Consider the following 21,341-nt stretch of genomic DNA (forward strand, 5'->3'; position numbering starts at 1 on the left):
AAATCCCAGGGGGCCGTGATGTACCGGAGTAGCAGTGTGAGGGAAAAGAAATCTGGTCGGATCATTGGTGCAGCCATGCTGCTGTTGCTGCTTGCGACGCCAGCAATGGCCCAACTCCAGGTGGGTGACAACACCGTGATGACCATGAATGGCAACCTGGGCTACGGGTACAGCGGCTCCTTCGCAAATACGGCCCTTCTGCCTTCTTCCCATTCACAGGGTTTCCAGGGAGATGCAAATCTTGATGGTCATTATTTTCACCCGAACTTCATCTCCTTCAACTTCCGCCCGTATTTCCAAAGGATGCAGGCAAACTCTGAATCGCAGATTCTGACCAGTTCTACCGGTTTCGGTGGCGGACTTAGTTTTTTCGGGGGCAGCATGTTCCCCGGCAGCATCAACTTCTCTAAGGATTTCAGTGCCAACAGCGAGTTCAGTATCGCCGGCGTCCCCGGGTTGGAGGGCGATTCCTCGGGTAGGACTTTTGGTGTCACTTGGGGCGTTCTGGTGCCCAATTACCCGCAACTGCGGCTGTACTACGACTCCGGCAAGAATTCAGGTTCCGTAACCGGCGTGGAAGGCAAAAGCGAGACCAGTTCGCGTAACTACGGCTTGAGCAGCGGCTACAAACTAAAGGGCTGGAGTTTGCAAGGTGGAATTGATCGCCACAATAACCACTTCGTCACGCCTGGATACCTGACCGCGGAGCCCTTCGAGAACGGCGGTAGCAGCACCACCTACACCGCTTCCGGTCAACACAATCTCCCCCTCAACGGAAGTTTCGGAACCGGCTGGGCGCATTCCTCCTACGAGGGTGAGGATGGGCATACCTGGGACTCAACGGCCTACAACGGTTCAGCCACTATTAACCCGAGATACTGGCTCTCGCTTGGCCAGACTGTCAGCTACACGACAAACCTGTCCGCCAGTGGCCAGCCCCTGTTCGGCACCGGCGGAAGCGCCCAGACGGTCCTGTTTAGCACCGACACCTCATCGCTTTACCTCGGCAGCACGGCGAGCGTGCGCGTATTCCGGCGCCTTGCTCTGAATGGCCACTTCAATCATCGTCGGCAATGGTTTGCCGGCCACGAATTTGAAAACTCCCAGTACGGAGGATCCGTTACCTACAACTACACCAGCCCGCTGTTTGGTTTCCTCTACTTCGGTTTGGGAGTCATCGACACCCTAAGCAAGGAAGGAAACCAGGGCTTGGGCTTAGTCGCCAACCTCGGAATGAACCGCAAGATCGGCGAATGGGAAAGCTCCGCCGACTTCAACTACCAGCAGAACGTGCAGACGCTGATTAATGTTCAAGCGTCCAGCAATTACAGCTTTGGCGGCAGCATCCGCCGGCGCTTCAACCAGGACACGTTCTTTGCCACAAGTTTCCGGGGATCGCGCAGTGGGTTAGTGATTCAGGAAGGCAATGGCAACCGCGCGGAGAGTTTCGGCACTAGCTTTGCCTGGAGAAGGTATGCAGTCGGCGCGAGCTACTCGCAATCGAGTGGCACGGCCGTTCTCACCTCCGGTGGCGCGTTGACCGCCGCTCCCGATGGTGCGTTGATCGCCAACGACTTCCTTTACTTCGACGCCCGTTCGTATAGCGTCAACTTCAGCACTCGTTTCCGCCGCAACCTGCTCCTCGCTGTCGGATACGTAAGCATCGACAATGGAACCGCGCGGGGCCAAACCGGCGTCAGGAACATCGGCGAACGCTACAGCGCGCGTTTCGAGTACCGACTTCGTAAGTTCGCATTTATCGGCGGTTTCAACCGAAGCTATCAGGACATCGGCACGGTGGCGGGTCCAGGTCGGGTGGTAAACTCGTATCGCCTGAGTATCACGAGATGGTTCAACATTTTCTGAAGAGTGCCAGGGCATTTTTGTCTGCCGTGGCGCTAACGGGCCTGTTAGTAACTTCGCTGGCGATCCCTACCTACGCCGGCCAGTCCCGCAAGAATAAGCCATCTGAGCAGCAAATCCCCGAACTGCTCCTTGAAGGCGGCCGCAAGCTTTCGTTTGAACGTACTTATACCAATGAGCGCGATATCCGCGGTAAGCCCGGATTTTGGGGAAGGTTGGTAGATGTCGTCGCTGGCGAGCGCGATTACAAGGCGATGCTTCGGCCTTACGGCGTTGCCGTGGATTCCAAGGGACGCGTCATCGTCTCCGATCCGGGCATGTCCGGCATCCACATCTTCGATCCCGCTCAGCGCAAGTACAAGTTCATCGAGCGTCTCGAGAAAAGTAAGGACGCCATGATGGAGCCGCAATGCATTACGGTCGATGGTAAGGACAACATCTATGTCACCGACTCGAAGGCCGGAAAGGTATTCATGTTCCAGCCCAGCGGCAAGTACATTGGCGTGCTCGGCAGCATCAAGGGGAGTAACGGAGAAGGCTTCTTCAAACGTCCCACAGGCATCGCGATTGATCCTGACAAGGGTGATGTCTACGTTACCGACACTCTCCGCGACAAGATTTATCTTTTGGACAAAAAAGGCGGCGTGATTCGAACCATCGGGCAACACGGCAGCGGACCCGGTGAATTCAATTACCCCACGGAGATCCTCGCTCGCAGCGGCCTGCTGGTCGTCGTCGATGCCATGAACTTCCGTGTGCAGTTGTTCGACCGCGAAGGTAAAGCCCTCGGCCAGATTGGTTCCCGCGACGAATCCGCTGGCGGGTTGTTCCGCCCGAAGGGCATTGCCATCGATTCCGAAGGCCACATTTATCTCGTGGAAGGCCTTTCGGGCACCGTCCAGGTTTTCGACCGCGAAGGTCGTCTGCTTTATTCCTTCGGACAGAGAGGCACTGAGCCCTGGCAGTTCCAACTTCCCGCTGGACTCTTCATCGACAAGTCCGATCGCGTCTACGTCGTTGACTCCTATAATCGGCGTGTCCAGGTCTTCCAGTACCGCGCCTTGCATGCCGCAGGAGGTCAACCGTGAGGCGTTGGCTCCCATTGATCCTGCTGCTGGTTGTGTCCTCGGCGTTTGCCCAGACCACCCCCAACCGCGACATTCTTGGCGCGCACGATCTATCGGTCGCCAGCAGCCCGTTGCACGGGACCATGTCCTCGGCGTGTCTGTATTGTCATGTGCCGCACTCCGGCACCGGGAAAGGGCCGCTCTGGGGGCAAACCTTCTCCTCGCAGACGTACACGCTCTACAACAGCACAACACTTCAGAACGAGCCTCAGCAGCCCGTCATTGGCGAAGTAAGCTCTCTCTGTCTGAGCTGTCACGATGGTACCGTCGCTCCCGGTCTTTCGGTTCCTTACGGAAAGTTCTTCACCACCGGGACGATGGAGAATCTTGTCGGGGCTCAACTCGAAAGATCGCACCCGTTCAGTTTGAGGCTGCCCCTGAAAGATGCCCCGCACCTCGTGGCAACGCTCGCAGCTTCGGGTGCAACCTCGGACAGCACCGGTTCCGTCAAGCTGATTAACGGCAACGTGGAATGCAGTTCGTGCCACAACCCGCACAACCAGTTCCTCGACAAAAACTCTTCCTCGTTCCTCGTGCGTGATGGAAAGGCCGGCGCAATCTGCCTCTCGTGCCACGAGACGCAGCCGCGCACCGTGAACAGCCAGAGCAATCCGCTGGCGACATGGCCCTCGAACATTCACGAGACATCCGTCGCTGCCGTCAAAGCGAATTCCGGATGGGGCAACTACGCCACGGTGGGCGATTTCGCGTGCGCCTCCTGTCACGCTCAGCACAATGCCGGCGGTGCTTCAGGCCTGCTCCGTAATCCGACTGGTCTTATCAACATCGACACCACCAGCCAGAGCTGCTATTCCTGCCACGGTGGCGGCGACAAGCTCGTCCAGGCGCTACCGAACGTTTTCACCGAGATGGCAAAGCGCGGGCATCCCTACGCCAGCGATACCAACCAGCACTCCGTAACCGAGCCGACGATCTTGATGCAGAATCGCCACACCACCTGCGTGGATTGCCACGACAGTCACGGCTCCAAGCAGGTAATGACGTTCTCAACTCCGCCCGGCATCCGGCCCTCGCAAAATGGCGCCCGCGGCGTTAGTTCCGACGGCACTCTCCTCGCCGCGGCAAGCCAGCAGTACGAAACGTGCTTGCGCTGCCATGGCACTAGCACCGGAAAACTCGCACCTGAATCGTTCGGATATCTTCCGTCACGCCTTGCCACTGGTGGCGACCAGTTGAACCTAATCCCACAGTTTGGCAGCGCTTCCATCAGCGCCCACCCCGTCATGCGGGACCGCAATTCTCCTGGGACGCAGCCCAGTCTGCTCTCCGCGATGTGGAACATCGACGGCACTACTGCGGGAAGGCTTATGGGGACACGCCTCTTCTGCACCGATTGCCACAACAGCGACGTCAATCGTGAGTTTGGCGGAATCGGACCGAATGGACCACACGGCTCCGTCAACGATCACATCCTCGAGCGGCGATACGTAGCCAGCGAAGTTGCTGCCGGAACTTTCCCAACCGGCGGTCCAGGATCGCCGATCATCAACCCGAATCCCAATCCGCCTACCAGTCCATCGTCCGGTGGCCCATACTCGCTATGTGCGAAATGCCACGATCTGACGAATGTCCTAAGCGACGTCACTTTCCCCAAACACAGCAAGCACGTGAATGAGTTAGGTATTTCGTGTTCTGTATGTCACAGCGCACATGGCGTTCCTGCCGGCGGATCAGGATTGAACGGCCAACGTCTCGTGAACTTCGATATCAAGGTCGTTGCGCCGAATGCCGGAGTTATTTCGTACAGCGGAACCAGTTGTACCCTGAGATGTCACATGGCCGACCACACGTCTAGTGGAGTCACGAAAGTCGTTCCGTAAGGCGCGGCTTCCGGCCCGAGTGACGTATCGCACAGATACTTGTGATTAGAGTTCCTGCCCCTCACGGGGTCCTTGCGTAACTTGTTTCTACCGGGTCAAAACTCCCGTCAAGGTGAGCGGAATCTCGCGGAATTCAGAGGGAATCTCCCTGCACTGCGAGTAGCGCTCGTAAGTATCTCAAGACACGAGAGATATAGACACGACGATACGGCGGGATTGGCAATGCGACTGCCTGAATATCAGTAATCAGGCTGCTCCAGCGCCGTAGGAACCGGGCGAGCAGTACCGAACAAGCGAGCAGACGATATGACAAACGAAATCGAAACAGCCCAGCCTTCCACCCCAACGTGGCAAAGCAAGCAAGTCTATGCGATGGCCATTGCGTGCCTGGTGGTCGGTTTGGTGATCGGATACTTTCTCCGTGGATCGCAAACTCCCGTCGCCGATACGCACGCCCAACCAACTGCGCAGCAGGCCGTGAATCCGCACGCCGGAGTCCCGGGTATGGGCGGCGGCGCTCCCACGATGGAGCAGATGAAGCAGATGGCGGAGAAAACAGCTCAGCCCATCAAAGAGGAGCTGAAGACACATCCGAAGAACTTCGACGCCCTCAACAAGATGGGCAACGTCTATCGCGCAACTCACCAGTTCAAGGAAGCTGCCGAGTACTACACCAAAGCCCTCGAAGTTGATCCTAAGAATGCCGCGGTCCGCACCGATCTTGCCACGTGCCTCTACTACACCGGCGACGTAGACGGAGCGGTCGCACAACTCGAAAAGGCGCTCAGTTACGATCCCAAGTTCGCCGGCGCGCTCTACAACCTCGGCATGATCAAGCTGAAAGGGAAGAAGGATTCCGCGGGCGCAATTGCCTCGTGGCAGAAGCTCTTGAAGGTCGTCAGCGATCCCGCGCAAAAACAGCAGATCGAAGATCTCATTGCAAAGACCAAAAACACAAAGGATTCATAACTCAGCTTCACTCTCATCTTAGGCCGCCTTTCGGGGCGGCTCTTTTGTTTGTCTCCATTACAATCGACATCGTGCCGCTCTCGTTTGAAGTCACAGCCCACGATGGCGCCGCGCGCGCCGGGCGTATGTCACTGCCCCACGGCGTCGTGAAGACGCCGGTGTTCATGCCGGTCGGCACCGTTGCGTCTGTCAAAGCTGTTTCGCAAGATCTCCTGGAAGAACTCGGCGCCCAGATTATTCTTGGCAATACCTATCACCTGTACTTGCGCCCAGGCCACGAGAACGTTCGCAAACTCGGCGGACTCCACCGCTTTATGTCCTGGCGCCGTCCCATGCTCACCGATTCTGGCGGATTCCAGGTCTTCAGCCTTAGCGATCTCCGCAAGCTCACGGAAGAAGGTGTCACGTTTCGCTCGCACCTCGACGGTTCGTCCCACTTCTTCAGCCCCGAGCGTTCCATGGAAATCCAGATCGCCCTCGGCGCGGACATCATCATGGCCTTCGATGAGTGCACCGAGCATCCGGCTGAACGGGACCGCGCTCGTGAATCGATGGATCTGACTCTCCGCTGGGCCAAACGAAGCCAAGCCTACTTCGGCCAGCATAAGCACGAGGTCCCTTGGGCCGGCGACACTCATCTCTCCACCAACGACCAGAACCTTTTCGGCATCGTTCAGGGAGGTATGTACCCCGATCTTCGCCGTGAATGCGCCGAAAAGCTTGTGCAGATGGACTTTCCCGGCTACGCCATTGGCGGTCTGAGTGTCGGGGAGCCCCGTGACATTACCTATAACGTGGTTGACGCCACTCTCCCCCATCTGCCTGAAAACAAACCGCGCTATCTGATGGGCGTGGGTACTCCGGAAGAAATTGTGGAGTACGTTGGCATGGGCATCGACATGATGGACTGCGTGCTCCCGACCCGTGCGGCCCGCCACGGCCTGCTGTTCACTTCGCAGGGCAAAGTCAACATCAAGAACTCACGCTACGCCCTCGACGAGAGCCCCATCGACACGGCCTGCGGATGCAAGGTTTGCGCCCGGTATTCGCGTGCCTACCTCCGTCACCTTTACGCCTCCAACGAACTGCTCGCGCAGGTGCTGAATACCGTGCACAATCTGGCCTTCTACCTTGACACCATGCGATTGGTGCGGCAATCTATTCTACTTGGGGAATTCTCCAGGTTTCTTTCTGGTGTCCGGTCTCGCGGTTTGAACTCCCCAGCTCATACCTAAAGGGAAGGCCCGAAGTTGGTCGCGTTTATGTCCCATAGGCGCAAACAGCGGCCGGTCTCATCAGTTCCCGCAGGTACAATAGAGAAATAACGAGTACGAATTCATAAGGTATGCAGGCTGCCGGTGTGAGCAGCAGCCGATTGAAAGTCATGTATATGCAAGAGTTAAGCGCTCTTATCCTGCAGGCGCCTTCCGGTTCGAGTTGGTTGGCGTGGGCTCCCCTGGTTTTCATCTTTGCGATCTTCTATTTCCTCCTGATTCTTCCCCAGCAACGCCGGCAGAAACAGTGGAAAGCCATGCTTGGCAATCTGAAGACCGGCGACCGTGTCACCACCAGCGGCGGCATCAAGGGCACCATCGTCGCTTTGCGCGACGAGAACATTCATTTGCGCGTTCCGCCCGATAACATCCGGTTGGAAGTGGCCCGTACCGCTATCGTCTCGGTTGCCACGGGTGAGGAAGTCCAAAAAGCGCAGTAACGACTCCGTTTCAGCAGTAGTACAAAATGAACAAGAACCTGACCTGGAAAACGATCTTCATTGTTGCCGTGATGCTGGTGTTTCTTTTTGGCATCTTCGGTATTCCCAAGAGCCTTAGTAAAGCCGGCCTCACTGCCGCCGTCCGTGAGCGCATCAGTCTCGGTCTCGACCTCCGTGGCGGAACCCACCTCATCCTTCAGGTGATGGTGAATGACGCCATCAAGGCCGATTCCGACAACGCCGTCGACCGGCTGAAGTCCGAGTTGCGGACCGCCAACATCACCTACGCCGAGATCACCCAGCCCGACCCGAACACACATCCGGAAATGATCTCCGTCAAGGGTGTGCCGCCCGAGTCCAGCGCCGACCTTCGCCGCATTGTGCAGGAGCGGCTCCCCGAATACGATCTCGCCTCCGGTGCCGAGAATTCGTGGACCGTTTCCATGAAGTCTTCCGTGCTCGAGGACCTGAAGCAGCGTTCGGTCACGCAGGCCATCGAAACCATCCGCAACCGAATTGACCAGCTCGGCGTTAGCGAGCCTGTCATCGAAGAGCATGGGCTTGGCGCTTATCAGATTCTTGTTCAGCTCCCCGGCGTTGACGATCCGGCGCGTGTGAAAGAAATCATGCAGTCCACCGCCATGCTTCAGATTCGGCAGGCGTTGGATGGTCCCTTCAGCTCCGAGCAGGACGCTCTTCAGAAAAGCGGTGGTGTGCTTCCTCCCGACTCGGTTCTGATGAAAGGCCGTTATCAAGGCGGCCCGGGCAGCGGCGATCGTGCTGACGTTTGGTATTTGCTATCCCGTTCCTCTGCTGTCACCGGCCGTGACCTCCGCGGTGCCGAGCCTACTCGCGACGAAAACAACCGTCCCGCGATTCGCTTCATGCTGACCAGCGATGGCGGCCGTCGTTTCGGCTCCTTCACCGGATCCCATGTGGGCGACCGGTTAGCGATCGTTCTGGATAACAAGGTCCAGGAAGTCGCCACCATCCAGGAGCAGATCAACGATGAAGGCCGCATCACCGGCGCCTTCACCGATCAGCAGGCCAAGGATCTCGCGATGATCCTCCGTTCCGGCGCGCTACCCGCGGGTATTCGTTACCTCGAAGAGCGCACCGTCGGACCGTCGCTCGGTGCTGACTCCATCCGTCACGGCGTTCTGGCTGCGGTGATCGGGTTAATTGCCGTGATCGTCTTCATGCTCATCTATTACCGCGGTGCGGGCATCAACGCCGATCTGGCCTTGGTCCTCAACTTGATCATCCTGCTTGGATTCCTTGGTTTTACTGGCGCGACTCTCACGCTGCCTGGAATCGCAGGTGTCATCTTGACCGTCGGTATGGGTGTCGACTCGAACGTCCTGATCTTTGAGCGTATCCGCGAAGAGCTCCGGCATGGCAAGACGCCGACCTCTGCCGTTTCGCAAGGGTTCGCCCATGCTTGGGTGACCATCGTCGATACCCACGTCACGACCATTGTTTCCGCGGCCATTCTGTTCATCTTTGGAACTGGTGCCGTTCGCGGATTCGCCGTGACTCTGGCGTTCGGTTTGTTGGCTAACCTGTTCACTGCTGTGTTCGTGTCGCGCGTGATCTTCGACGCACACTTGAACCGGCACCGGGCGGGCGAGCCGCTTTCGATTTAGTGATTGGATCGGGCGATTGGGGCATTTCCGGTCGCTCGGTTCGTTGTAAGTTTTGGAAATAGGCTTGGTCTTCAGAATAGGCCCAACGGCCCGATGACCAAATGACCCGATACAAGAGGTTTTAGGTGGAATTCTTCCGCAATTCGAACATCGATTTTCTGGGCAAGAAGTGGTACTTCCTTGCCTTCTCGCTGATCTTCAGTGTCGCCGGCCTGTTCTCGCTCTTCTTCTGGCATGGCCTGCCGCTCGGCGTGGACTTCCGTGGTGGCACCCTCGTCTACGTGAAATTCACCCAGCGTCCCGATGAGAACCACGTGCGCTCCTTGCTCGCCAAGGCCGGTTTGACCCAGGCCAAGCTTCAGCGCATCGGCCAGCCGGAAATGAACGAACTCCTGATCTCGCTCGATATTCAGGAAACCAGCGAGCAGGCGCTCGATGCCGGCAAGAACACCATCATCCAGGCGCTCGAAGGCACCAGCCCCGACCCGAACAAGAAGGACCTCAATAACGCCAGCAGCCAGAGTGTCTTTGACGCTTTGCTCACGGCCGATCCCGTCCGTGCCGGAACCGACGCCAACCAGCGCTATCAGGCGATCGCGCAGCAGATCGTCGACTTGCGCGACAAGGAGCATGGAGGTGTATTCTCCAGCTTCGACCAGCTCAAGGTGCTCGATCCCAACGTTGTGCAGGTACTCCAATCCAGCTTCTATCTTTCTAATTTTGGCGTCCGCAACGTTGAGATCGTCGGCCCGCAGGTCGGAAAGCAGCTCCAGATCCAGGCTTACAAGGCAATCGGGCTGTCGCTGCTCGGCATGCTCGTGTACTTGTGGTTCCGGTTCGAATTGATATATGGTGTTGCGGCTGTGGTGGCGGTGTTCCACGACACGCTCATCACCGTCGGCGCGTTCTCGATGCTCAATAAGGAGATCTCGCTCACGGTGATTGCCGCTATCCTCACCCTGACCGGTTACTCGATGAACGATACGATCGTCGTCTTTGACCGAATCAGGGAAAATGTGAAGCTCATGCGCCGCGAGAGCCTGGCGCAGATCGTGAACATAAGCATCAATCAGACCCTGAGTCGAACAATTTTGACCTCGGGCCTTACGTTCCTGACGGTGCTCTCGTTGTTCCTGTTCGGAGGAGAGGTCCTCCACGGCTTCTCGTTTGCGCTGGTAATTGGTATCTTGATCGGCACGTATTCGTCGATCTTCATTGCTGCTCCGATGCTGGTTGCTTACCAGGGTTGGCGCGCAAACAAAAAGGGCTTGGCTGCTCAGGCGGTATCGCTACCTGCCGCGCGCAGCAAGGAAAAAGCCCGCGCCCGGTAGTTTAGGGCACTTGTAATTGGGTTACGCAGTTCGCGACTCCTCTGCCGGTTCCAGGTCCGGCAGGGGAACCGTGCTTTTCCAGTCTCCATGGGCCAATTTGCGGCAGTACCCAGTCCCGTTTTCCTGAGCCTGTAGTCCGTTTTCTGGACTCGGGATTGGTTGTATCGAATTGCGTGTTTTGCCGGGCCGGCAGCTTACGATTTTGGGAGCAAAAAGCTAGCCGTCGGTGTCTAACAGTTCTTAGGGAAGTATCGGTACGGAGAAGCAGGCCATGTTTGAAGACAGCCTTATTGAATCTGGTGGAAGACTGAAGAGTAAACGGCGCGGTGCAACCACGTTTATTTCCTTCATCTTCCAAATCGTCTTGATCGGAGTCATGGTTTTGATTCCGCTCATCTACACTGAAGCGCTGCCCAAGCAACAGTTAATGACGTTCCTTGTGGCGCCGCCTCCGCCTCCCCCGCCTCCTCCGCCGCCGGCAGCAGCACCGCCCGTGAAGGTGGTCCGGAAGATCGAGACGGAATTGGACAATGGACAGCTCCGCACGCCCACCAAGATCCCGCAGAAAGTCCAGATGATTAAGGAAGAGGAAGCTCCTCCGCCGATGTCCGGTGCAACTGGCGTCGTCGGTGGTGTTCCCGGTGGCGTACCCGGCGGTTCCATGGGTGGTGTGATCGGTGGAATCATCGGTCAGACCGCAACCACAGTGGTGCCCAAAGTGGCCACTCCGCAGCGTGTCCGTGTTTCGCAGGGCGTTTCGGAAGGACTTCTGGTTCACCAGGTGAAGCCCACCTATCCGGCTTTGGCGCGTCAAGCGCGTATTCAGGGAACGGTTGTTCTGGCGGCTGCCATCGGCAAGGACGGTACCATTCAGAACCTCCGCTTGATCAGCGGGCATCCGATGCTGGCTCCGGCCGCTCTGGACGCCGTCAAACAGTGGAAGTACCGCCCGTACTTCCTGAATGGCGAGCCCGTCGAGGTGGATACGCAGATTACCGTCAATTTCACCCTTGCAGGTGGTTCGTAAAAATTCGCGTCCCGGCAGGAATGGCAATTTTGGTTCAGGCTGCCATCCTTGCCGGTCCGCAGGCATTCCAAGCTGCTCATACACGGCTGTAGTGCGTGTATTTTCCGGCTAAGGTCGGGTGAGTTTCGCCCGGCTGGCATCAAAAGCAATACTGATTTTCTGTTCAAAAGTTCTGAGGAGGAACAGCTAACCAATGTTCGTAGCAAATTTGGCAACACTCGCACTTTCTTACACGCCGATGGCGGCTATGTTCATGCTTCAGGAAGGCATGCCTGGTTGGGATCCGATCTCCCTCTGGAAACAGATGGGATGGTTGGCCCGCATCGTCGTCATCATCCTTTTCATCGAGTCCGGCTGGTCCATCGGCGTCATGATTGACCGCTGGATGGCCTTCAGCGCAGCTCGCAAGCAGTCCCGGGTGTTTGCTCCCCAGGTCGCCGGCGCGTTGAAGAACGGCAACATCGAAGAAGCGATCAAGATCGCCGAGCGTAACAAGAAGAGCCACCTGGCCAAGGTCGTCGTCGCCGGTCTGCAGGAATTCCGCGCTCACGGCGAATCCAGCGACATTCCGGGTGAAACCATCGAAGCCTCCAAGCGCGCCCTTGAGCGTGCCGAAGCCATCGTTCACGCCGAACTGAAGCGTGGTCTTGGCGGTCTCGCCACCATCGGCTCCACCGCTCCCTTCGTCGGACTGTTCGGAACGGTCGTCGGTATTTTGAACGCGTTCCGCGGCATCGCCGAGTCGAAGGCAACCGGTCTGGGCGCCGTCGCTGGCGGTATCGCTGAAGCGCTCGTCGCCACTGCTATCGGTCTGTTCGTCGCCATCCCGGCCGTCATGATGTTCAACTATCTGACCGGCCGCGTGGAAGCCTTCGACGTCGAGATGGACAACTCTTCCAGCGAACTCGTTGATTACTTCCTGAAGCGCCGCACAGCGCTCCGCAAGTAATCACTGACGCCGGAACGGAGGAGTCTTATGGCACAGGCAAAGAGAAATGAAGGCGGCAAGGTCAATTCCAACATCAACGTCACCCCCATGGTCGACGTGATGCTGGTGCTGCTGATCATCTTCATGGTGGTCACGCCCATGTTGCAGAAGGGCGTCAGCGTGGACCTCGCGAAGACCGACAGCCCTACGCCCATGGCCGATGCGGATAAAGAAGATGCTTTGATCGTCGCCGTAATGCGCGACGGCACGGTTTTCTTCGGCACCGAGAAAACGCCGGTCGATCAGCTCACCAATAAGTTGAAAGATAAGTTGGCGAACCGCACCGACAAGCGCGTTTTCATTCGTGCAGATGCACGGTCACGGTATGGAGCCGTGGTTGACGTCGTGGACAACGTTCGCTCTGCGGGTGTTGACCAGTTGGGTCTGCTGACCGAACAGCGTAAACAGGGAACTCCGCCACCGGCGGCTGCGACCACACCTACGCCGTCGGGCGACTAAGGAGTTTTTTATGGCAATGGGAGTTAGTGGTGGCGGTGGCGGTCAGAACGCCGACATGAACGTCACCCCGTTGATTGACGTGCTGCTGGTGCTGCTGATCATCTTCATGGTCATCACGCCACTCACGCCGAAAGGTCTGGACGCGCTGGTACCTCAGCCGCCCAAGGACCCGACAAAACAGTCTGACCCCTCCGATCGTACGATCGTGGTTCAGGCCCTTAAAGCCGGAAGCGGTGTTGCCTACAAGATCAATCAGGACGATGTCACGATTGAAAACTTGCAGGGCCGCCTCTCCGACATTTTCAAGACCCGCGCCGAAAAGGTCATGTTCGTGAAGGCGGATAACGATCTCCCCTTCCAGACCGTGGCCCAGGTAATCGATCTCGCTCACCTTGCCGACCCCGATATCAAGGTCGGTTTGATGACAGCGGCCGTCGAGGCAGGTCAGTAAAGGCTTTACCCCTCAGAACTTCGGGAGATGCGGCAGGCCTAAAACGTCTGCCGCATTGCCTCCCGGATTGTTACAATCCAGAGTTCCCGGTCTCTGTGGGCACGCAGTCGGTCACACCAGATACAAAGGACGCGGGGCGAAAACAAGCGTCCTATTTGATCCCTGAAAAGGGGGACTTATATCGCAATGAACAGAAGCGCAAAAATTCTAGCGTTGGTTATTTCCGCACTCATGCTTCTCGCGTCTACCGGCTGCAACAAGCTCAGGGCGCGCGATCAGCTCAACAAGGGCGTTCAAGCGTACAAGAATGCCAGGTATGAAGACGCCATCGAAAAGTTCAAGAATGCGGTCGCTCTCGATGACTCCCTCATCAATGCGCGTCTCTATCTTGCGACTGCCTACGCGAACCAGTACATCCCCGGTGCCGATACCCCCGAGAATAATCGCAACGCCGAGCAGGCTATTCAGGAGTTCAAGAACGTTCTCCAGAAGGATCCTCAGAACATCACTAGCCTGAAGGGTATCGCCTCTCTCTACTTCCAGATGAAGAAGTTCGAAGAGGCCAAGGAATACAACCGCAAGGTCATCGCCGCCGATCCGAACGACCCCGAGTCTTATTACTCCATCGCCGTGATCAACTGGACGGAGACCTACCAGCCGCGCATGGAAGAGCGCAACAAGCTCGGTCTGAAGCCGGAAGATCCGATCAAGGACAAAAAAGTCTGTGAGGCTCTGAAGGAAAAGAACGAAGCCAAGGTTCAGGAAGGCATGGACATGCTTGAGAAGGCTCTCAAGCTTCGCGAAGACTACGACGACGCCATGGCCTATTACAACCTGCTCTGGCGTGAAAAGGCCGACATCGAGTGCGGCGATCCCGCTGCCCGCGAAGCCGACCTGAAGAAAGCCGACGAATGGGTTGACCAGACTCTCGCCGCCAAGAAGCGCAAGGCCGACAAGGCTGCGGCCGCTGCCGGCGGTGGCATTACCATGGAACAGAAGTAAATCTACTGGCGGAACCTCAGGCCTCGCCCCACGGGCGAGGCCTCTGTTTTTTGTGCCGGGTCTCCTCGGTGGCGCTCTTTGCACATCCTCCCCGAAAAGTGCGCAGTCGGATAGAATTGCTGGTTCTTCCGAGCCCTCTATGTTCAAAAAAGTCCTGATCGCCAACCGCGGAGAGATTGCCGTCCGCGTCATTCGCGCCTGCCGCGAAATGGGCATCCGCTCCGTTGCGGTTTACTCCGACGTCGACCGCGCATCGCTTCACGTGCGCAAGGCCGACGAGGCGTACCACATCGGACCCGCCACCGCCTCCGAGTCCTACCTCAACATCGGCAAGATTCTTGGCGTGGCGAAGGTTTCTGGTGCGGAAGCCATCCACCCCGGGTATGGATTCCTCTCCGAAAACGCGCTCTTCGCGCAGGCGTGTGCCGATGCAGGTGTGAAGTTCATCGGCCCGCCCCCTTCGGCGATGCAGATGATGGGTTCCAAAACGCGCGCGCGGCAGCGCATGGAAGCCGCCGGCGTGCCGTTCGTTCCCGGTTCGTTGCGCGGCCTCGAGTTCGAACAGACCCGTGAGGTGGCCGAGAAGATCGGCTACCCGGTCATGCTGAAGGCTGCGGCCGGAGGTGGCGGCAAGGGGATGCGCCTTGTTCGCGATCCCAAGGACCTGAAGTCGGCTTTCGAAGCCGCGCGCAGCGAAGCGCAACGATCGTTCGGAGACAGCGAAGTCTACATCGAGAAGTACATCGAGAACCCGCGCCATATCGAGGTGCAGGTCCTTGCCGACGAACACGGCAACTGCGTCTACATGGGCGAGCGCGAATGCTCCGTTCAGCGCCGCCATCAGAAGGTCCTGGAAGAATCTCCTTCCCCCATCGTGACGCCCGAAATGCGCGCCAAGATGGGGGCCATCGCCGTGCAGGCCGCCAAAGCTTGCGGCTACACCAATGCCGGAACGATCGAGTTCATCGCCGACCAGCAGCGAAACTTCTATTTCCTCGAGATGAACACCCGTCTCCAGGTGGAGCATCCGGTCACCGAACTTGTCACCGGACACGACCTGGTCCATCTCCAATTCCGCATCGCCTCCGGTGAAAGACTGCCGTTCACGCAGGACGACATTCGGCTTCGCGGACACGCCATCGAGTGCCGCATCTATGCGGAAGATCCCGACAACAACTACTTCCCCAGTCCGGGCAAGATCACGCTGCTGCTGGCCCCTTCCGGTCCGGGCATCCGCCGCGACAGCGGCATGTACGAAGGCTGGAACGTTCCTATCGACTATGATCCGCTGCTCGCCAAACTGATCGGCTACGGCGCTACGCGGGAAGAAGCAATCTCCCGCTTACAGCGCGCGCTATACGAGTACTTCGTCGGCGGCATCAAGACCAATATCTCGCTCTTCCGCCGCATTCTTGCGCATCCGGATTTCCGGGCCGGAAAACTCGACACGGGTTTTCTCGACCGCATGCTGGCCGACCCGCAGACGAACAATGTGGAAGACGAGCGCCACGACGACAAGGTGCGCGTGGCCGCCATCGCCGCCGGCTTGTTTGCCGTGCTGGAACCCACGGTTGCTTCCGGAAATGGAGCTGTGACCGGTGTTGCGAAAGAGCAGTCGAAGTGGAAACAGGCGGGCCGCGCCGAAGCCCTGAGGAGCCTTTGATGACATACGAGATCACCATCGACGGCAAGAACTACAAGCTCGATCTCAGCCGCATCGACGAGCGCTGGGAATGTTCGCTTGACGGAGAACCGGTGCAGGTCGATGCCGTGCTGGCGCGCCCGAACGTCATGTCGGTCATCATCGCCGGCGAAGCGTACGAGGTGAAGCGCGAGCGCACGGCGACGGATACGCACCTGTGGGTGAAGAGCGCGCGCTTTGCGGTTGATGTTCGCGATCCGCGGTCGCTGCGCAGCCGTCGTAGTAAGGCCGGAGGCGTCGAAGGTCCGCAGAAGCTGCTCGCGCCCATGCCCGGAAAGATTGTCCGCATCGTCGCACCAGTGGGCAAAGAGGTGAATGCGGGCGAAGGTGTCTTGGTCATCGAAGCCATGAAGATGCAGAACGAGCTGAAGTCTCCGAAGCAGGGCGTCGTAAAGCAGGTGCTGGTCACAGAGGGAACTTCGGTCACCTCCGGCGACGTGCTCGCAATCGTGGAGTAGCTCTCGTTTCGTCCCAACCTGGGCTTCAACTTGCGCCATCCAACTCTGCAAGGAGAATATCGGATGGACGCACTTAAACTGCTTAAGCAGGACCACGAGAAGTTGAAGAGGCTTTTGGCGCTGCTCGACGAGACTGGGGAGAGCGCGCCCAAGAAGCGCCAGAACCTGTTTGCCAAGGCAAAGCGCGAACTAACGATGCATGAGATTCTCGAGGAAGAACTCGTGTATCCGGCGTTCGAGAAGCAGGCGAAGTTGAAAGAAATCGTGCTCGAAGGATACGAAGAGCACCACGTGGTGGACATGGTGTTTGGCGAGTTGTCGAAGATTTCGCCGGAAGACGAGAGCTGGGGCGCAAAACTCAGCGTGGCGAAAGAAAATATTGAACACCATATCGAAGAAGAAGAGGGCGAGATGTTCAAGCAAGCCCGCAAGATTTTCGACGAGAAAGAACTGGAGAAGCTTGGCTTCCAGTTGGCGGCGCGCAAGGAAGAGCTGGAAAAAGAGACCCCCAGCGACCTCGAGGAAACGCGCGACGACGTCCGCGAAGAAGCGGCATAACGGCAGTCATCAGTAGCCAGACGCCGTTCGGGCAAAGGCCAGTCGAGAGACTGGCCTTTATAAATGTCTGGTTTGTGAACCGCCGTCCATTTCACTTTTGATCCAGTTCAGGTTCAGTCCTGCCGTCCAGCAGGTGGGCCGGAGTCCATTCACCGTTCTTCAATTCCTGGAGGGTGTCGACGAAGGTCTGCATCAGGCTGGGGCCCTCGTGCGCATTTTCTTTTTCATCGTGGGTTTCGGTCGACTTGAGTTTCAACCTGAGCTTCATTTCCAGTTCCGCGCGGGCTTCGGCTTCGAGCTTTTCTTCATCGAGTGGGGAACGGGCATCGCGGCGCTGGATCACGGATGCGGCGACCTGATAACCGTAGAGAGCCAGCGAGCAGAGGCGGGGATCAAGATTGCCGGAGAGCCCGGCCTCGATAGTCTGGTGAATGCCGAGGAGGATGGAGCGCGAATCTTCGAAGACGGGCACGCGGTAATCGGTATGCCCGGTGGGCAGTTCGGTCCGACGATGGTATCGCATATGGTAGTAGCAATAGTGCTGGTCGCGGGTGGCGACGGCGCCGCAGCGCTTGCCGTCGGTCTTGATGTGCTCACAAATGGGAGCCTGCATATCTTCTTCTCCAAATAAGAAAGCCTGGCGCTCGGCCAGGCTTGGTTTGGGGCTAACGTCGTTGATAGAGGGGTACCCCCACCCCCTCCCGGATTAGAAAACAAACCACTTACACGACAGACAATGAAAACAAAGGACTTATAAGTCGCTGATTTTACAGCTACTTACAACATCAATTTGATAACAAAGGACTTAGCTGCGAGGCACAAGATTGTGTTCTCCGACAACGAAAGTCCTGAGACGGAACTGGCATCTTCACCGCAGTGCAAAAGCAACTGCGGCGGACAGGAGTGTCCGCCCCACACAGGCCTTCATTACCTACATTTTCAGAATAGCAATTTGGGTGGGGGCATCATGCCAAGTTTTTCAGATTTATATTTGCTGTTAAATCAGCAACTTACGTGAAAAAGAGGGTGTGGACCCCCTTGACATCCGATTTTCCAAAACGGGCCGCGGATGACACGGATTGTGCGGATGGGCGCGGAAGTACAGAGGTTCTTCGGGTGCGCCTCAGAATGACAAAAAACCAAGTACAGAGGTTCTTCGGTAAGCCCCTGGCTAAACCCCCGGTTCGTCCTGCGCCAGTTTCGATTTGGGAATTCAGGGCTGGGTGAACTCATTTTCCGTTGAGCCGGGTTACCTCCAGAGGCAGATAATCGGCGCGGGGAGGTGGGACCGATGCTGAAGTCATTTGTGTCTGCGACAGCCGTTTGCGCTATCGCGATTGCGTGCGGCGCGTTGATCTTGTTTGCCTTCGCGCACAACTCCACGCTGAACAATCCGTATCAAGTGGCCCTCCTCTGGTGCATGGCGCCAGTAACGTGGGGCATCTGGGCGATGTTGACGCCGAAGGCGTGGATGCCGGAAAAGTTGCCGTACTGGGGGGCGATCCTGGGTCTGATTGCCGGAACCGGCGCAACGCTGGTGCTGAACATTCCGGGAAGAATCATGGGCGCGTATGTCCGCTACCGCTGGCGCGGCCTGATGGTGCTGCTGGCAATCGCGCTGTACTACGCGCTGTGGATGGGAGTGCGCGGTTTGTACAAAACTCTCTTCCGTCCGACGGTGGACCAGAAGTTCAAGGCAGCGGCGTAGTCCTTCGCTAAGCTCAGGTCAGGCTCCCAAAAGGGGGAGTTCATAACGTTTAAGTGAACGAGATCCCACCCCCTCCTGCTAACGGGAAGGGGTGGGCGGCCGGTTTACTTACCGGATTGGGTCTGGGTCTGCTGCTGAGTCTTGGTTTGAGTTTCCTGTTGTGTCTGCTGCTGCGTGCGGGTCTGCTGCTGAGTCTTAAGGCAGTCGCCGGTGCAGTTTGGACCGGTACCGTCGCGTTTGCGATCGCGCTGCCGTTGTTGGGTGGTAGTGCCGGATTGCTGCCGGGATTGTTGTCCGGTGCCGGGAGTGTGAATGCGCGCGCGGGTCTGCGTGCCCATGCCGGCGCCACCGCCACCACCACGGTTGCCGCCGCCGCGGCCTTGCGCGAAACCAACTGTCGGTAATGCCAAGCTGGCGATGATTGCCAGAGATACCAGTGCCCGTTTCATTGTGATCGTCTCCTTGGGGTTTGTGAGTGCGGTTGTAGATGCCGGCCCGCCCAAGCTTCCCTTTGCAGGCACCCCTTGTTTGCCCTCCGCTTGAAAAAACGCAAGTTGGCGGGAATTGTTACGGCGTTTCATGGCACGTCACAATGATGTGTGATTGGCGGCGAGGCTTGTAGACAGGAGTGTTAGTTGGCCCCACTCACGTCCAAAACAAAAGGATGAGAGTGGGGCAAATCTTTTTCCGCGAAACTATCGCTACCTGCGGCGGCGCAGTTTAACGGCGATGCCGGAAAGGCCAACGCCAAGCAGCAACAAGGATGCAGGTTCCGGTACCGTAGTGACCGCCTGGAAGGTGGAGTTGGTGTAGGTGCGGAGGGTCATGAGACCCATCGAGGTTGGGGCGTCAACCCAATCCGTAATCGAAAGATTGGACGGGTTGCCGATGGGACCGATGGCGGTCGAGAGGTCGTAGGCGCCAAAGGCAGGATCGACGACCTGGATGATGTCGCAGCAGTGAATAAGGCCCTGCACGCCGTAGCCGACCTTATTGGCCGCGTTGTTGGCGAAGACGTAATCGGTGCCAGTCACGGTCATGCTGCCGACGCCAGAGATCACGATGGTGGCGGAGGTGGGGGCGACAACATAGGAACCGGTGATGGCGGAGGTATCGGCAACGGCAGTGAGCGTGAGCGAGGCATCGCTGAAGGTAGTAGTTCCGACGATGCCGGACACGGTGCCGGTAAAGATGTACTGGATTGAGCTGGCACTGCCTACAGCAGTGGCGAGCGTGACGAGCAACGTCAGTAAGAACAGGAAACGGCAAACACGCATTAGTGTTTCCTCGCGGCAAGTTGAAATTCCTACACCCCGTAGGAGTTATGGACATGCTGAGCACTTCAAATGCCATGCAGGTTTTGAATAACGCCAGTGTTTACTGCGGGTTAGAGCGGTGGCGCGATGGAGCGGGGCCGGGGATGTGCAGAAGGTTGCACATCCACGGATGACTTAGAGGCAGCCGCGGAGGACACGGATGGAGCGGATGAACGCGGAGACTCATTCCCGTTCAGTCTTGAATTTCGTCCGCTTTGTTTCCAATTACGTATCGGACGAAGCCACTGTGGGGCGTGTAAGTGTCGTAAAGCGCACGTGCCCGGTGATTGTTCTCCTTGGTTTGCCAATAGAGTCGGGACCAGCCCTGGGCTTTCATCTCGGAGATCAGGCGGTCGATCATCATGCGGCCGATTCCACGTCCGCGCAGTGCCGGATCGACGAAGAGATCCTGGAGGTAACAGACCGGTTTCAGTTGGGACGTGCTGTCGTGCAGGAGGTAATGCGCAATGGCAACGACCTGGTCACGTTCTTCGGCGACGATGGCGAACACCGGCGAGGCGGCGTCGTGAATGCGTCTCCAGAGATGCGAGGTGATTTCCGCAACCGGCTCGCGTTCGTAGAAGCGTGTGTAGCCGTCCCAAAGTTCGCGCCAGCGGCGCTCGTCCGCCGGTTGAAGTTTCCTGATCGTGATCATCGAGAAACTTGGATGTGCCGGCTGTGATTGCGTCGCAATAGATTAGGCACGGCAGGACGGACTTTCTGTGATTCTAACGTTAGCGTTTGTGCGGCGCGTACCTTCTCACCCCACCCCAGCAAAAGAAGCAAGAATGGGGCATTCACTCAATTGTTTAGAGGAGCGCGGCGCGGTATGTCATTTCGATCTCAATCGGGGATTGGCCGGACAGCGCACGGGCACGGCTGATGGCAGGTTCGCCGACGACTGAGACCTTTTGCAAAAGTTCGTCGACGTCGGCGAAGCGCTGGGTGGTGGCGAAATCGCTACGGCGGCGAACGTGGTGTGAATCGACCACGGCCCAACTGTTGCGAACTTTGTTGGTTTCGGCGGTGTAGAAGACCCATGGCGATCCGGGCGCGTGGTCGATGACAACGACGTCGGGCGCGAGTTGGCGGGCGGTCGCGAGCGCGGACTCCGCGTCGTCGATCTCGTGGAGACAAAACTCGAAGAGCACGACATCGGCGGGTGGGAGCTGCGGTCCGAA

22 protein-coding genes (1 of these 22 cut by a window edge) are annotated in these 21,341 nt (G+C 57.7%); 17 read left to right on the forward strand and 5 right to left on the reverse strand.

Features of this window, described 5'->3' with window-relative positions; genetic code table 11:
* The first annotated feature begins 36 nt into the window (after positions 1-36).
* From VN577_12675 to VN577_12750, 16 genes are all read left to right on the forward strand, one after another.
* Complete coding sequence (locus VN577_12675) at positions 37-1,866, forward strand: hypothetical protein (GenBank protein ID HWR15678.1); 1,830 nt, start codon at positions 37-39, stop codon at positions 1,864-1,866.
* Positions 1,848-2,951 (forward strand): 6-bladed beta-propeller, encoded by a 1,104-nt coding sequence (locus VN577_12680; GenBank protein HWR15679.1) that lies wholly within the window; start codon positions 1,848-1,850, stop codon positions 2,949-2,951. The genes VN577_12675 and VN577_12680 overlap by 19 nt, the downstream gene beginning before the upstream one ends.
* Positions 2,948-4,831 carry a cytochrome c3 family protein gene (locus VN577_12685; GenBank protein HWR15680.1) on the forward strand — a complete coding sequence of 628 codons (1,884 nt, stop codon included), beginning with the start codon at positions 2,948-2,950 and terminating at the stop codon, positions 4,829-4,831. Before VN577_12680 ends, VN577_12685 begins: the two co-directional genes overlap by 4 nt.
* 306 nt (positions 4,832-5,137) lie before the next feature.
* Positions 5,138-5,800, forward strand: a complete 663-nt coding sequence (locus VN577_12690; protein HWR15681.1) for a tetratricopeptide repeat protein — start codon at positions 5,138-5,140, stop codon at positions 5,798-5,800.
* A gap of 44 nt (positions 5,801-5,844) precedes the next feature.
* Positions 5,845-7,035: a tRNA guanosine(34) transglycosylase Tgt gene (gene tgt / locus VN577_12695; protein HWR15682.1), complete on the forward strand. Its 1,191-nt coding sequence runs from the start codon at positions 5,845-5,847 to the stop codon at positions 7,033-7,035.
* A 155-nt stretch (positions 7,036-7,190) separates the two neighbouring features.
* Positions 7,191-7,514, forward strand: coding sequence for a preprotein translocase subunit YajC (gene yajC / locus VN577_12700; protein ID HWR15683.1), 324 nt, complete (start codon positions 7,191-7,193; stop codon positions 7,512-7,514).
* Positions 7,515-7,540: 26 nt separating this feature from the next.
* Positions 7,541-9,160, forward strand: a complete 1,620-nt coding sequence (secD, locus tag VN577_12705; GenBank protein ID HWR15684.1) for a protein translocase subunit SecD — start codon at positions 7,541-7,543, stop codon at positions 9,158-9,160.
* Between the two features lie 125 nt (positions 9,161-9,285).
* The gene (secF, locus tag VN577_12710; protein HWR15685.1) at positions 9,286-10,491 is read left to right on the forward strand and encodes a protein translocase subunit SecF; all 1,206 of its coding nucleotides are present in this window, start codon (positions 9,286-9,288) and stop codon (positions 10,489-10,491) included.
* A 271-nt stretch (positions 10,492-10,762) separates the two neighbouring features.
* Positions 10,763-11,518: an energy transducer TonB gene (locus tag VN577_12715; GenBank protein HWR15686.1), complete on the forward strand. Its 756-nt coding sequence runs from the start codon at positions 10,763-10,765 to the stop codon at positions 11,516-11,518.
* A 193-nt stretch (positions 11,519-11,711) separates the two neighbouring features.
* Positions 11,712-12,467, forward strand: coding sequence for a MotA/TolQ/ExbB proton channel family protein (locus tag VN577_12720; protein ID HWR15687.1), 756 nt, complete (start codon positions 11,712-11,714; stop codon positions 12,465-12,467).
* 27 nt (positions 12,468-12,494) lie between these two features.
* Positions 12,495-12,965 (forward strand): biopolymer transporter ExbD, encoded by a 471-nt coding sequence (locus tag VN577_12725; GenBank protein ID HWR15688.1) that lies wholly within the window; start codon positions 12,495-12,497, stop codon positions 12,963-12,965.
* A 10-nt stretch (positions 12,966-12,975) separates the two neighbouring features.
* Positions 12,976-13,416 (forward strand): biopolymer transporter ExbD, encoded by a 441-nt coding sequence (locus tag VN577_12730; protein ID HWR15689.1) that lies wholly within the window; start codon positions 12,976-12,978, stop codon positions 13,414-13,416.
* 186 nt (positions 13,417-13,602) lie between these two features.
* Complete coding sequence (locus tag VN577_12735) at positions 13,603-14,418, forward strand: tetratricopeptide repeat protein (protein ID HWR15690.1); 816 nt, start codon at positions 13,603-13,605, stop codon at positions 14,416-14,418.
* Positions 14,419-14,557: 139 nt separating this feature from the next.
* Positions 14,558-16,081 carry an acetyl-CoA carboxylase biotin carboxylase subunit gene (gene accC / locus VN577_12740; protein HWR15691.1) on the forward strand — a complete coding sequence of 508 codons (1,524 nt, stop codon included), beginning with the start codon at positions 14,558-14,560 and terminating at the stop codon, positions 16,079-16,081.
* Positions 16,081-16,578, forward strand: a complete 498-nt coding sequence (locus tag VN577_12745; protein HWR15692.1) for a biotin/lipoyl-containing protein — start codon at positions 16,081-16,083, stop codon at positions 16,576-16,578. The genes accC and VN577_12745 overlap by 1 nt, the downstream gene beginning before the upstream one ends.
* A 63-nt stretch (positions 16,579-16,641) precedes the next feature.
* On the forward strand, positions 16,642-17,136 hold the full coding sequence (locus VN577_12750) for a hemerythrin domain-containing protein (protein ID HWR15693.1): 495 nt from the start codon (positions 16,642-16,644) through the stop codon (positions 17,134-17,136).
* A 91-nt stretch (positions 17,137-17,227) separates the two neighbouring features.
* On the opposite strand, the gene VN577_12755 is transcribed toward VN577_12750, so the two are convergent.
* Positions 17,228-17,749: a hypothetical protein gene (locus VN577_12755; protein ID HWR15694.1), complete on the reverse strand. Its 522-nt coding sequence runs from the start codon at positions 17,747-17,749 to the stop codon at positions 17,228-17,230.
* Between the two features lie 678 nt (positions 17,750-18,427).
* Here VN577_12755 and VN577_12760 point away from each other — a divergent pair.
* The gene (locus VN577_12760) at positions 18,428-18,844 is read left to right on the forward strand and encodes a hypothetical protein (GenBank protein HWR15695.1); all 417 of its coding nucleotides are present in this window, start codon (positions 18,428-18,430) and stop codon (positions 18,842-18,844) included.
* Between the two features lie 104 nt (positions 18,845-18,948).
* Here the strand turns inward: VN577_12760 and VN577_12765 are convergent, their stop codons facing one another.
* The 4 genes from VN577_12765 to VN577_12780 all read right to left on the reverse strand — a co-directional run.
* Positions 18,949-19,293, reverse strand: coding sequence for a hypothetical protein (locus VN577_12765; GenBank protein HWR15696.1), 345 nt, complete (start codon positions 19,291-19,293; stop codon positions 18,949-18,951).
* A gap of 252 nt (positions 19,294-19,545) precedes the next feature.
* Positions 19,546-20,121 (reverse strand): PEP-CTERM sorting domain-containing protein, encoded by a 576-nt coding sequence (locus VN577_12770; protein HWR15697.1) that lies wholly within the window; start codon positions 20,119-20,121, stop codon positions 19,546-19,548.
* Between the two features lie 232 nt (positions 20,122-20,353).
* Positions 20,354-20,815, reverse strand: coding sequence for a GNAT family N-acetyltransferase (locus tag VN577_12775; protein ID HWR15698.1), 462 nt, complete (start codon positions 20,813-20,815; stop codon positions 20,354-20,356).
* Between the two features lie 154 nt (positions 20,816-20,969).
* Positions 20,970-21,341, reverse strand: the 3' portion of a protein-coding gene (locus VN577_12780) for a class I SAM-dependent methyltransferase (GenBank protein HWR15699.1). 225 nt of this gene lie beyond the right edge of the window; 372 of the gene's 597 nt are visible here — the last part of the coding sequence; its start codon lies beyond the right edge, outside the window — the gene reads right to left on this strand; the stop codon is at positions 20,970-20,972.

Source organism: Terriglobales bacterium (assembly GCA_035561515.1).
In the GTDB taxonomy this organism is placed as follows: domain Bacteria; phylum Acidobacteriota; class Terriglobia; order Terriglobales; family Acidobacteriaceae; genus DATMXP01.